The sequence below is a fragment of the Pseudomonas sp. C9-3 genome (genome assembly GCF_032392015.1).
GTDB classification, from domain to species: domain Bacteria; phylum Pseudomonadota; class Gammaproteobacteria; order Pseudomonadales; family Pseudomonadaceae; genus Pseudomonas; species Pseudomonas nitroreducens.
In genome coordinates this window covers 6,414,535-6,427,064 of sequence record NZ_CP135919.1, presented here as the reverse complement: position 1 = coordinate 6,427,064, position 12,530 = coordinate 6,414,535, and the positions used below count along the sequence as shown (strand labels likewise).

12 protein-coding genes are annotated in these 12,530 nt (G+C 65.9%); 4 read left to right on the top strand and 8 right to left on the bottom strand.

The annotated features are described in order from the left end of the window. Positions 1–36: 36 nt before the first annotated feature. Both RS899_RS29495 and RS899_RS29490 read right to left on the bottom strand, forming a co-directional pair. Complete coding sequence (locus RS899_RS29495; protein WP_054907977.1) at positions 37–558, bottom strand: ATP-dependent zinc protease family protein; 522 nt, start codon at positions 556–558, stop codon at positions 37–39. A gap of 74 nt (positions 559–632) precedes the next feature. Further along, positions 633–1,886 carry an HD-GYP domain-containing protein gene (locus tag RS899_RS29490; protein ID WP_315808687.1) on the bottom strand — a complete coding sequence of 418 codons (1,254 nt, stop codon included), beginning with the start codon at positions 1,884–1,886 and terminating at the stop codon, positions 633–635. 124 nt (positions 1,887–2,010) lie between these two features. Here RS899_RS29490 and RS899_RS29485 point away from each other — a divergent pair, with 124 nt between their 5' ends. Further along, entirely contained in the window at positions 2,011–2,895 is an 885-nt protein-coding gene (locus RS899_RS29485) for an acyltransferase (RefSeq protein WP_233297089.1), read from the top strand. Between the two features lie 6 nt (positions 2,896–2,901). On the opposite strand, the gene RS899_RS29480 is transcribed toward RS899_RS29485, so the two are convergent. Further along, positions 2,902–3,456, bottom strand: a complete 555-nt coding sequence (locus RS899_RS29480) for a DUF2780 domain-containing protein (protein WP_065086270.1) — start codon at positions 3,454–3,456, stop codon at positions 2,902–2,904. Positions 3,457–3,553: 97 nt separating this feature from the next. Further along, a complete protein-coding gene (locus tag RS899_RS29475; RefSeq protein WP_024766519.1) occupies positions 3,554–4,096 on the bottom strand; it encodes a DUF2780 domain-containing protein in 543 nt (180 codons plus the stop codon). Positions 4,097–4,384: 288 nt separating this feature from the next. On the opposite strand from RS899_RS29475, the gene mdtD reads away from it, so the two are divergent. Beyond that, entirely contained in the window at positions 4,385–5,821 is a 1,437-nt protein-coding gene (gene mdtD / locus RS899_RS29470) for a multidrug transporter subunit MdtD (protein WP_054907973.1), read from the top strand. Here the strand turns inward: mdtD and RS899_RS29465 are convergent, their stop codons facing one another. Next, the gene (locus tag RS899_RS29465; protein WP_054907972.1) at positions 5,822–6,334 is read right to left on the bottom strand and encodes an ATP-dependent zinc protease family protein; all 513 of its coding nucleotides are present in this window, start codon (positions 6,332–6,334) and stop codon (positions 5,822–5,824) included. It lies immediately after the preceding gene. A 112-nt stretch (positions 6,335–6,446) separates the two neighbouring features. Beyond that, positions 6,447–6,656 carry a cold-shock protein gene (locus RS899_RS29460; protein WP_017520182.1) on the bottom strand — a complete coding sequence of 70 codons (210 nt, stop codon included), beginning with the start codon at positions 6,654–6,656 and terminating at the stop codon, positions 6,447–6,449. Between the two features lie 320 nt (positions 6,657–6,976). Here RS899_RS29460 and dbpA point away from each other — a divergent pair, with 320 nt between their 5' ends. Together dbpA and yccS are read left to right on the top strand one after the other, a co-directional pair. After that, on the top strand, positions 6,977–8,353 hold the full coding sequence (gene dbpA / locus RS899_RS29455; protein WP_315808686.1) for an ATP-dependent RNA helicase DbpA: 1,377 nt from the start codon (positions 6,977–6,979) through the stop codon (positions 8,351–8,353). Positions 8,354–8,528: 175 nt separating this feature from the next. Beyond that, positions 8,529–10,724, top strand: coding sequence for a YccS family putative transporter (gene yccS, locus RS899_RS29450; protein WP_315808685.1), 2,196 nt, complete (start codon positions 8,529–8,531; stop codon positions 10,722–10,724). 119 nt (positions 10,725–10,843) lie between these two features. On the opposite strand, the gene RS899_RS29445 is transcribed toward yccS, so the two are convergent. Then, a complete protein-coding gene (locus RS899_RS29445) occupies positions 10,844–11,578 on the bottom strand; it encodes a transporter substrate-binding domain-containing protein (protein WP_315808684.1) in 735 nt (244 codons plus the stop codon). A gap of 64 nt (positions 11,579–11,642) precedes the next feature. Next, entirely contained in the window at positions 11,643–12,416 is a 774-nt protein-coding gene (locus RS899_RS29440) for a phosphatase PAP2 family protein (protein WP_315808683.1), read from the bottom strand. Positions 12,417–12,530 lie beyond the last annotated feature (114 nt).

Here is a 12,530-nt window from a genome sequence, read left to right as displayed (position 1 = left end):
AGGGTCCACCAAGCCCCGCGCCGCGTCAATCGAGGATCAGGAGCAGTCCGGCTTGCCGGCGACGAAGCGCTCGCCCGCGTCCACCGCGACGTGGAACTTGCGCAGGCCCTTGGCGCCCATCAGGAAGGGGTAGTTGAAGTGGCTGCGGTCGGTGAGGTTGACCTCGATGGTGCGCTGGTCGCCGCCCAGGCACACCGGCAGCTCGATCACCGGGCGCTGGCTGAGGCCGGGGCTGGACTCTTCCTCTTCATCCTCGCCGGCGCCGTCCGAGCGGTTCTTGATCTTGGAGATGCGCGCCAGCTTGTGTTCGTACACCGAGTCGCCGCCATCCTTGGTGGCCAGCTTGAAGCGCACCCAGTCCTCGCCGTCGCGCTGGAAGATCTGGATGTCCTTGGCCGACAGCGAGGAGGTGTAGGCGCCGGTGTCCATCTTGGCCTGCAGGGTCTGGTCGAGCTCAGGCAGGCTGACCCACTCGTAGCGGCCGTAGAGTTTGGTCTCGGCGGCCAGGGCGAGGCCGGGCAATGCAAAAAGGGATAGCAGGGCGAGGGCGCGTTTCACGCGGGAACTCCGGGTTGGGCGGGTGTAGCGCATAGGACTATCACGCCCGCCATAGGTTCGCCAGCACACCCGCTTCACGCGTCGAACAGCGAGCCGCGCCGGCGGTCCAGCCCACTCCACAGCGCCTCCAGGTTGCGGAAGCCCCATTTGTCCGGCGACTCGCGGCTGACAATGCGCTCGCGGCCCTTGCTCCGCGACAGGTCGAGCACCTCGAAGGGAATCGCCGCACGGGTGCGCGTCGAATAGAAGACCTTGACCACCGGCAGCAGCAATTCCGCGCCCTGTTCCACGACCACTGCCAGGCGCTCGCTTTCCAGCCGCACCAATGCGCCGATGGGGTAGATGCCCAAGCACCGGACGAAGGCGCGGAATACCTGCTGGTCGAGGTGCCCGCCGCACCATTGCGACATGCGTTGCAGTGATTCCGCCGGGTCCCAGCCAGCCTTGTAGGGGCGGTCGGAGGTGATCGCATCGTAGATGTCGCAGACCGCGCCCATGCGCGCGAACAGGCTGATCTGCTCGCCGGCGAGGCGGTGCGGGTAGCCAGTGCCGTCGAGTTTCTCGTGGTGATGCAGGCACACATCCAGCACCAGCGCGCTGACGTGGCGGCCCTCGCGGAGAATCTCGCCACCGCGCCAGGGGTGCTCGCGCACGCTGGCGAACTCGCTCTCGTCGAGGCGACCAGGCTTGTTCAGCACCGCCATCGGCACCGTCATCTTGCCGATGTCGTGGAGCAGCCCGGCAAGGCCGGCTTCACGCACCAGGTTTTCATCCAGGCCGAGCTGCCGCGCCAGGGCGATCATCAAGGCGCAAACGGCGACCGAATGCAGGTAGGTGTACTCGTCGGCGGTCTTCAGCCGCGCAAGGCTGATGACCGCGTTGGGATGTCGTTGCATGGAGGCGGCGATTTCACCCACCAACTGGTGGGCGCCCTCGGCATCGACCACGCGCCCCATGCGGGCATCCTGGAACATGGCGAGGACCATTTCCTTGGAGCGGATGCACAGTTGGCGGGCGATCTGCAGCTCATCTTCCAGGCTGCGCCGGGCAATCGGCGGCTCGCTGGGCGCGGCCGGTTCCTGCGTCTGCTCGGTGGCTGCAGCGCCAGGCTGCGCAGGCGCCGGGGACGCCGGCAGACAACCGCGGCGCGGGTCGATCAGCACCTCGCGCACTGCACTGTGCTTCAGGCGTCGCAGGTCCTCGGGATCATCCAGCAGGAAGCGCGCACGCCAGAACGGATGGTTCACCCACGATCCGCACAGCTCGTGCACATACATCCCTAAAGTGACGGCTTCGACGGGAATGCGCAGGTATGGCGAGTCGGACATGGCAGGCCTCGGAGTATGCCCCCCAGAGCATAGTCTTCCGGCCACTGCAGCGGGAGGGGCGCTTGGGAACCCTACGTCGGCTGCGTATCATGCTCCAGCCACCGTCGCAAAAGGAAAGGACCCCATGCAGGCACTGACCGGCGTCTTCGCCAGCCTCCTGTTGCTGCTCAATACCCTGATCCTGATCGGCCCGATGCTGCTGATCGCCCTGCTCAAGCTCATCGTTCCCGGACAAGCAGCGAAGGATGCCTGCTCACGCGGGGTGATGTGGATCGCCGAGACCTGGGCGGAGATCGACAAGGCCATCTTCGCCCTGCTGACCCCGACCGTGTGGGACATCCGTGGCTCCGCCCAGTTGCGCGGCGACACTTCCTACCTGGTGATCAGCAACCACCAGTCCTGGGTCGACATCCCGGCGCTGGTGCAGGCCTTCAACCGCAAGACGCCCTACTTCAAGTTCTTCCTCAAGAAGGAACTGATCTGGGTGCCCTTCCTCGGCCTGGCCTTCTGGGCGCTCGACTATCCCTTCATGAAGCGCTACAGCAAGGCCTTCCTGGAAAAGCACCCTGAGCTCAAGGGCAAGGACCTGGAGATCACCAAGGCTGCCTGCGAGAAGTTCAAGCGCATGCCGGTGACCGTGGTGAACTACCTCGAAGGCACGCGCTTCACCCCGGCCAAACAGGCCCAGCAACAATCGCCCTACCAGAACCTGCTGAAGCCCAAAGCCGGCGGCGTGGCCTTCGTGCTGGCGGCCCTGGGCGAGCAGCTCGATACGCTGCTGGACGTCACCCTGGTCTACCCGAAGGGCCCGCGACCGGGCTTCTGGGATCTGCTATGCGGCCGCGTGCCGCGGGTGATCGTGGACATCCAGGCACGCGAGATCGACCCCGCGCTGTGGCAGGGCGATTACGAGAACGATCCGGAATTCCGCCAGTACGTGCAGAACTGGGTGTCGCAGTTGTGGGAACAGAAGGACCAGCGCATCGAGCAGTTGCGCCAGGAGTTCTGAGGCTCCCTACGCGCCCCGCCCGGCGACCGGCGCCGCCGGCGTCAGCGGGGTGCCCCAAAGTCCGCCGAGCGTACCGAGCAGTTGGCTGCTCAGGCCCTGTTCGGTGAAGTAGTCGAGGATCACCCCGGCGAAGCGGCCGATCATCGACTGGTCCATGCCCAGCACGCCGAATATCTGGTCGACGTCCTGCAGGTTGTTGATTCCACCCAGCAGCGCCGCGGCGTTGCCCAACCCGCCGAAACCACTCAGCGCCCCACCCAGGTCGCCCAGCGAACTGTTGCCGGCGAGCTGGTCGAGGTTCGGCAGGGATTTCTGCAATTGCGCCGTGTCGGTTTCCTTCAGGCTGTTCATCGCCAGCCCCAGCAGGGCACCCGTGCCACCAATGGCCTGCTGCTCGCTGACGCCCAGTTGCCGGGTGAGGTTGCCCAGTAGTGCATTGGCGGCCGGCGGCACGCCCTGGGTTTCAGCGGCGGGCTCGCTGGTGTCGGTGAAGGTAGCGGCGAACACGGGGGACGCGACCAGCCAGGCGGCGGCCAGGAAGACGGCGGAACGGGTGGGCATCGACGGCTCCGGAGAACGGCTGTCCGACCCCAGGTCGGGGCCGGATCGTCGATAGGACCGGTGCCCGGCACGGCGGTTCCGCGCCGGCCGGCGGATATCAGGCGCCGGTGCCCCAGAGACTGCCCAGGGTGCCGAGCAGGTTGCTGTTGGCGCCCTGCTTGCCGAGGTAATCCAGCAGCACGCTGGAGAATTTGCCGGTCATGTCCTGGTCCATGCCCAGTGCACCGAAGGCCTTGCTCACGTCGCCCATGCTGCTGACGTTGCCCAGCAGGCCGCTGGAAGCGCCGCCGCCAAGATTGCCGAGCTGCCCGCCCAAACCACCCAGAGCGTTGCTGCCGGTGAGTTTGTCGAGGCCGGGGACGGTCTTCGCCAGCTGCGAATAGTCGGCGGTGCTGAGTTTGTTCTTCGCCAGGCCCAGCAGGGCGCCGGTACCACCGAGGGCCTGTTCGTCGCTGACGCCGAGCTGGCCGGTCAGGGCGTTGAGCAGGCCGCTGGTCTGCGGGGTAGAGGCAACCCGCGAGGTATCGGCGCCGGTCGCGCCGGATACCGCCTTGGCGGCATCGCCCAGGTTGAAGGCAAATGCCGAGGAAGCCGCCAGCAAGGCGGCCAGTGCGAGGGTGACACGGGGTTTGACGGACATCGCTGTCTCCTGGGGGTGTACCGGACGCTATATCGACCGGGAGCCAGGGCCATTGTTCCGCCATGAACGGCGCCAAGGGACAAAGCACGGCTCGGTCACAGTGCTGCCAACGAACGCCCATCCGAAGGGCCGGCGGGGAACTCCGTCACGTCCGCGCGCCGAAAAGCCATTCGTACCATCACTGCGCAAGGGGCCATCGGAGAATCATCGCGCCCCGGCCGCGGCGATTTTCCCCGCGAGCGCCAAAGATTCCCTAAGCTAGAGCCATTCCCGCCCGACGGACCGACCATGAGCGAACCCTACATCCTCACGCCCCGCGTCGCCCGATTGCTGCCCTGGCTGGTGGCCATCGCCTTCTTCATGCAGGCCCTGGACGGCACCATTCTCAACACTGCCCTGCCGAGCATGGCCCGCTCGCTGGAAGAGGACCCGCTGCGCATGCAGGGCGTGGTGATCGCCTACCTGCTCACCGTGGCGCTGCTGATCCCCTCCTCCGGATGGATCTCCGACCGCTTCGGCACGCGCCGGGTATTCCTCTTCGCGATCTTCCTGTTCAGCTTCGGCTCGCTGCTCTGCGCGCTCTCGCCCAGCCTCGGCACCCTGGTCGGCGCCCGCGTGGTGCAAGGCATCGGCGGCGCACTGATGATGCCCGTAGGGCGTCTGGTGATCCTGCGCGTGTACCCGCGCACGGAGCTGGTGCGCATCCTCAGCTTCGTCACCATTCCCGGCCTGCTCGGGCCACTGGCCGGCCCCACACTGGGCGGCTGGCTAGTGGAGTACGCCAGCTGGCACTGGATCTTCCTGATCAACCTGCCGGTCGGGCTGGTTGGCTTCATCGTCGCCCTGCGCCTGATGCCCGACCTGCACGGCGTTCGCGCGACGCGTTTCGACTCGATCGGTTTCCTGCTGTTCGGTGGCGCCATGGTGCTGATCACCATCGCTCTCGAAGGCCTCGGTGAACTGCACATGCCCCACGTGCGCGTGGTCCTGTTGCTGGTGGGCGGGCTGGTACTGCTGGCGGCTTACTGGCTGCGTGCGCTGCGCATCGAAGCACCGCTGTTCCCACCGTCACTGTTCGCCACGCGCACCTTCGCCGTGGGCGTACTGGGCAACCTGTTCGCGCGCCTGGGCAGCGGCTCCCTGCCCTTCCTCACTCCGCTGCTGCTGCAGATCGGCCTGGGCTTCTCGCCATCGCGGGCGGGCATGACCATGATCCCGATGGCCCTGGCGGCCATGGTCATCAAGTCGCTGGCACGACCGCTGCTGGACCTGTTCGGCTACCGCAAATTGCTGGTCAGCAACACATTGCTGCTGGGCGCGATGATTGCCAGCCTCGGCCTGGTCGACCAGGACACCCCTTACGCGCTGCTGCTGGTGCAGTTGGCAGTGCTGGGCGGGATCAACTCGCTGCAGTTCACTGCGATGAACACCCTGACCCTGATCGATCTGCGCGACGACAACGCCAGCGCCGGCAACAGCCTGCTCTCGGTGGTCATGCAGCTATCCATCGGTATGGGCATCGCCTGTGCGGCGGCGCTGCTGGGCGGGTTCACGGGCGATCAGGAAAGCGTGCAGGGCGATGTGCTGTCGGCCTTCCACGCGACCTACTTCAGCGTCGGCATCCTCTCGATGCTGGCGGCCGCGATCTTCTTCCAGCTCAACGCCGAAGACGGCCGCACCACACCACGCCGGGTCGAACCCGAGCATGGTGTCGACGAGCATTGATCAGGGCTTGCAGGTCGGCGCGACGGTCTGCGTCTTCGAGGCGTCCACCGGCCCCAGGTGTTCCAGGGTGCGACGCCCCAGCAGCACCGGGTAGTCCAGGGTCTGGCGGTCGCGCAGGGTGAACTGCTCACGGTAGACCTTGCCGCCCAGGCAGACGTCCATCAACACCACGGGAGCGCGCTCGACGCCGCTGGCGGTCTTGAACTTGAGCACGCGCTCGACACGCCGCTCGAAAGGCAGGCGCTCTTCCTTGCCGGTCGCCGGGTCAGTCAGCATCACGTCGTACTGTACCCAGCGTTCGTCGTTCTTCTTGATGCGCGTGATGTTGCGCGCGTCCATCACCGAGGTCTGCGCGCCGGTATCCAGCTTCGCCTTGAGGGGTGCCTGTTCGGGCATCAGCATGAGCGTCTCCACCCACCCCCAGGCGGTGGGCTGGGCGGGCGCGTCGGCGGCAAGGGCGCTGCCCGAAACGAGCAGGCCGGCGAGCAGCAGGCGGAAGGCAGGCGATGGCATGGATGGCAGCTCCGGAAAATCGATGGCAGCACTATAGGCGACAAGGACATAGGCAATAAAAAACCCCGGATGTTTCCACCCGGGGTTCTTTTTCGGCTGACGCCAGGGGATCTTAGATCACCTGTACGCGCTCGGCCTGCATGCCTTTCTGGCCCTGCACGACTTCGAAGCTGACCTTCTGGCCTTCGGCCAGAGTCTTGAAGCCGTTACCTTCGATAGCGCGGAAGTGTACGAACACGTCCGGGCCGCTTTCCGGGGTAATGAAGCCGTAGCCTTTGGTCTCGTTGAACCACTTGACGGTGCCGTTCTGACGATTCGACATGGTGTTCTCCTTGGAACGTATTTTTGAAATTAGCCACGAATGGCCAGGAACTGAGTTGCAAGGAGTTACAAGGAGTCGAGCAGGACGGGGTGGAATAACCGACCGCATCAGGTCACGATCGACGGCGACCCATGCAAACACAGTCCGGAAACTCTACGATAAAAATCTGCGGAAAGCGAATCTCTTGAAAAAACCGTTCATCGCTACTTGGAGAAATTCTGACGAGTGGCCTCAAACCCTTGCCATACAGGCTTCTCAGCCCTTTTGAGGGGCTCTCCTGCTACACTGCGCGGCCATATGGATTCACCCGGGCTCCCTTCGTGACCACCTCTGCATTTTCCACCCTCGCGCTGTCGGCCGACCTGCTGGCCAACCTCGATTCTCTCGGTTATCGCGAGATGACGCCGATCCAGGCCGCCGCCCTGCCGGCGATCCTCAAGGGCCGCGACCTGATCGCCCAGGCCAAGACCGGTAGCGGCAAGACCGCCGCCTTCGGCATCGGTCTGCTCAGCCCGCTGAATCCGCGTTATTTCGGTTGCCAGGCACTGGTGCTGTGCCCGACTCGCGAGCTGGCCGACCAGGTCGCCAAGGAGATCCGCCGCCTCGCCCGTGCCGCCGACAACATCAAGGTGCTGACCCTCTGCGGCGGTACGCCCTTCGGCCCGCAGATCGGATCGCTGGAGCACGGCGCCCACGTGGTGGTCGGTACGCCGGGGCGCATTCAGGAACACCTGCGCCGCGGCACCCTCAAGCTCGACGGCCTGAACACCCTGGTACTGGACGAAGCTGACCGCATGCTCGACATGGGCTTCTACGACAGCATCGCCGACATCATCGGCCAGGCTCCGGCGCGCCGGCAGACCCTGCTGTTCTCCGCTACCTACCCCGACGGCATCGGCCAACTGGCGGCGAAGTTCCTGAAGAACCCCGAGCGCGTCGAAGTGGAAGCACTGCACGACGACAGCCAGATCGAACAGCACTTCTACGAGATCGATCCCAAGCAGCGCCTCGATGCCGTCGTGCGCCTGCTCCAGCATTTCCGCCCGCAGTCCTGTGTCGCTTTCTGCCATACCCGCCAGCAGTGCATGGAAGTGGTGGAGCAGCTCAACGCCCGCAAGATCTCCGCCCTGGCCCTGCACGGTGACCTCGAGCAGCGCGAGCGCGACCAGGTGCTGACCATGTTCGCCAATCGCAGTTGCAGCGTGCTGGTGGCCACCGACGTGGCCGCCCGCGGGCTGGACATCGCCGCGCTGGAAGCAGTGATCAACGTCGAGCTGTCGCGCGATGCGCAGGTCCATGTGCACCGCATCGGGCGCAGCGGTCGCGCCGGCGAGAAGGGCCTGGCGCTGTCGCTGGTAACCCCGGCCGAAGCCAGCCGCGCCCAGGCCATCGAAGACCTGCAGGGTGCGCCGCTGAACTGGGAGCGCATCGACTTCCTCAAGGCCAACGACGCCCCGCTGCTGCCGCCGATGACCACCCTGGCCATCGCCGGCGGGCGCAAGGACAAGCTGCGCCCCGGCGATATCCTCGGCGGGCTGACCGGCGACGCGGGACTCAAGGGCACGCAGGTCGGCAAGATCGCCATCTTCGACTTCCAGGCGTTCGTCGCCGTGGAGCGTGACGTCGCCAAGCAGGCGCTGAAGCACTTCAATGAAGGCAAGATCAAGGGCCGTTCGTTCAAGGCGCGGATTCTCTAGCTCTGCCTGCTTTCTGCAGGAGCAAGCTCGCTCCTGCAAAGAGCATCGCGCCACGGTTGGTAAGCAGGCGCAGCAGCGTGTCGCGCTCGCGATAGCAGCGTGTCGCGCTCGCGATAGCAGCGCGGCAGACGTTCCGCTAGTCTGAGCAGCAGACATTCGGAAGTCCCGCACGCGCATGTTCTCCTCTCCACTGCTCCAGTCTCTGCAGCGCCTCTGGGCGCTGGACAAGTTCGCCTACAGCCTGCGGGTATTCGTTGCCCTCAGCGGAGTCATGCTCGCGTGCTGGCTGCAGGGCCGACCGGAGCTGGTGATCCCACTGTTCCTCGGGGTCATCGCCAGCGCCCTGGCGGAAACCGACGATCACTGGCTCGGCCGCCTGCAGGCGCTGCTGGTGACGCTGGCCTGCTTCAGCATCGCCTCGCTGGCGGTGGAGCTGCTGTTCCCCTACCCCCCCCTTTTTGTCGCCGGGCTGGCGCTTTCGACCTTCGCGATGACGCTGCTCGGAGCCCTGGGCGAGCGCTACGCGGCCATCGCCTCGGCGACCCTGATCCTGTCGATCTACACCATGATCGGCGTCGACCAGCGCGGCGGCACGCCCGCCGACTTCTGGCGCGAACCCCTGCTGCTGGTGGCCGGCGCCGGCTGGTACGGGCTGCTCTCGGTACTGTGGAACGCGCTGTTCGCCAACCAGCCGGTGCAGCAGAGCCTGGCGAAGCTGTTCCTCGAACTGGGCGGGTACCTGAAGATCAAATCGACCCTGCTGGAGCCGCTGCGCCACCTCGATGTCGAGGCCCAGCGCCTGGCCCTGGCGCGGCAGAACGGCCGTGTGGTAGTGGCGTTGAACCAGGCCAAGGAAACTATCCTCGCGCGCCTCTCCCACGGCAGGCCAAGCCCGAAGATCAGCCGCTACCTGAAACTCTATTTCATCGCCCAGGACGTTCACGAGCGCGCCAGCTCCTCGCACTATCCGTACAACCAGTTGGCCGAAGCCTTCTTCCACAGCGACGTACTGTTCCGCTGCCAGCGCCTGCTCAACCAGCAGGGCAAGGCGTGCAAGGCGCTGGCGAAGGCGATCCAGCTGCGCCAGCCGTTCGACTACAACGACAGCGAACTGGCCCTCGCCGACCTCAACGCCTCGCTGGAACACCTGCGCCAGCAAGGCAACCCGGCCTGGCGCGGCCTGCTGCGCTCCCTCGGCGCCCTGGCGGCCAACCTCACCACGCTGGACCGCAAGCTCAGCGGCGCGAGCAATCCCGATGCGCTCGACGATGAACAGGACAGCACCCTGCTGGACCGCTCGCCGCGCTCGTTCAAGGACGCGCTGGAGCGCATCCGCCTGCAGATTTCGCCGACCTCGCTGCTGTTCCGCCACGCCCTGCGCCTGTCACTGGCGCTGGCTGCCGGCTACGGCGTGCTGCACCTGATCCACCCGACCCAAGGCTACTGGATCATGCTCACCACGGTGTTCGTCTGCCAGCCGAACTACGGCGCCACGCGCATCCGCCTGGTGCAGCGGATACTCGGCACGCTGGTCGGCCTGGTCGCCGGCTGGGCGCTGATCGACCTGTTCCCCAACCCGCTGATCCAGTCGCTGCTGGCGGTGGTGGCCGGGGTTGCCTTCTTCGCCACGCGAAGTACCCGCTACACCCTGGCAACGGCGGCGATCACCCTGCTGGTGCTGTTCTGCTTCAACCAGGTGGGCGACGGCTACGGGCTGATCCTGCCACGCCTGTTCGATACCCTGCTCGGCGCGCTGATCGCCGGCATCGCGGTGTTCCTGGTGCTGCCCGACTGGCACGGGCGCAGCCTGCACCGGCTGGTCGGCGGGACCCTGGCGTGCAACAGCCGCTACCTGCGGGAGATCATGCAGCAGTACGCCAACGGCAAGCGCGACGACCTCGCCTACCGTACTGCCCGGCGCAACGCGCACAACGCCGACGCGACGCTCTCCACCACACTGTCAAACATGCTGCTGGAGCCCGGCCACTTCCGGAAGGACGCGGAAATCGGCTTCCGCTTCCTGGTGCTGTCCCACACCCTGCTCAGCTACCTTTCCGCCCTCGGCGCGCACCGCAACCAGCTGCCGCCTGACGTCAACGACGACCTCATCGCCGAGGCCGCCGAGCGCCTCACCGCCAGCCTCGACGACATCGCCACGCGCCTCAACGAGCGGCGCCCGGTGGCCATCTACAGCGACGAGGAAGACACGCTGGCCAAACGCCTGGAAGAGCTGCCCGATGAACAGGATGACGCCCACCGCCTGGTGCAGACCCAACTGGCGCTCATCTGCCGACAGCTCACGCCATTGCGCACTCTGGCGGCGCACCTGCTGAAGAAAGACATCGGCGCGGAGCAGACCGAAGCCGCCTGACGCTTTTGTAGGAACGGGGGGGACGCCCAGTTCTTGCTCGCGAACGCATTGCACCGGATGGTCTGGCGTGAAACGGGGTTCGCGAGCAAGCTCGCTCCTACATAGAGCCCAAAGCCCCGTCAGAGACCGTACTCGCGCATCAGTTGGTCGTAGCTGCCATCCGCACGCATCTCGCGGATCGCCTTGTTGAAGGCCGCGATTATCTCGGCATGGTGCGGGTTATGCCGGCCGACAAGGATGTGCAGACCGTTCTCGGCCAGCGGTACCGGCAGGAATTCCAGCTGCCCCTTGAGTTCGGCGAGGTCGCCGTTGAAATGCACACGCGCAGTGATCTCGTCTTCCAGCGTCAGGTCCACCCGCCCGGCCTGCAGCATCAGCGCCGCATTGACGAAGCTGAACACCGGCACCCGCTGCAGTTTCGGGTCGTTGTCGAAGGCCTCGGAGTAGGCGTAGCCACGCACCATGGCGATGCGGTACGGATACAGATCGGCCAGCTTGCCATAGGCAATCGGCGAACCCTGGCGCTTGATCAGGCGCACGCGGTTGACCAGGTAGGGCTCGGAATACACGCCGAAGGACTCCCGCTCCGGCGTATACCAGGCGTCCGCCACCAGATCGTACTCGCCGTTCGCCACACCGTGCAGCACGCGCGGCCAGGGCACCTCGATGTATTCACTGGCATAGCCGGCGCGCTTGAGCGCCGCCTGTACCAGATGCACCGCCACGCCATTGCCGGGCAACTGGCGGTCCGCATAGGGCGGCCAGCGATCCGCTGCGATGCGCAGCACTTCGCCGGCTTGCGCCGCGCAGGAAACGCACAGGAACAGCAGGGTCAGCAACAGGCGCAGCGGCATCGGGGATGTCGTCCAGGGAGAAGCTCTGGCAAGACTAGACGCTGCCCAGCGCGGCGCGCCAACCTCAGAACAGCATCGCCGCGCGCAGGCTCATGCCACCGCCGGTTTCCGGCACCACCGCCACGTTGTAGCGCTGACTTTCCGGCCCTTCGAGGAACAGGTTGTAGGTGAAGTTGGCGAAGAAATTGCCCACCGCCATCCCGACCAGCACGTCGGTGGGGTAGTGCTTGTCTCCCTCCACACGCGACAGCGCAGTCAGCCCGTCGAGGGTGTAGAGCCCGGCCTTGGCGGTGTAGCGCCAGGTCGGGTTCATGTCGATATAGTCCAGGTTGCGGCGCGTGAAGCTGTTGTGCACGGCCGTCACGGCGGTGTGCTTGGACGGGAAGGAGTCATCGGGGATTCCGTCCGGCCGCTCGCGCCCGGACCATTCCTTGGCCTCCTCGACGAAGCCGGTCACCGCGTAGCGGTCCGCCGCCAGCAAGGTCAGGTTGCGCCCGCGCCAGCTCCATTTCTCCTCGGTGCTCACGTCCTTGGGCGACGCCACCAAAGCAGTGACGACGCTCAGGCCGGTGGCGAGGTTGAGCATGCGGTCGGCGGCCTGGTTGGCGTCGCCGCCGAAGAACCAGTCATGGTTGCTCGCCGACTTCTGCCACTTGTGGTCCCAATTGCCTGCGGCGATCACCGCCGCGCCAGCCACCGGCGCCCAGACATCGGCGCTGGTGACCGCGCGTTGCGCCGAATCCCCCACCCGGTCCCAGCTCATCTGCGGTGCCCCTGCGCAACCGATGAGCGCGGCGCTGGCCGCCAGGATGGCGACTGCCAGCAAAGTCCGATTCATGATGCTCCCCCATGCGCCCGGCCCGCTCCAGGGCAGCGGACGCGTCAATGCATGAGCAGGGAAGGATAGCCGGGACGATTCTGAAGGCCCCTGCCTTCAGTCATTAATGGGTAA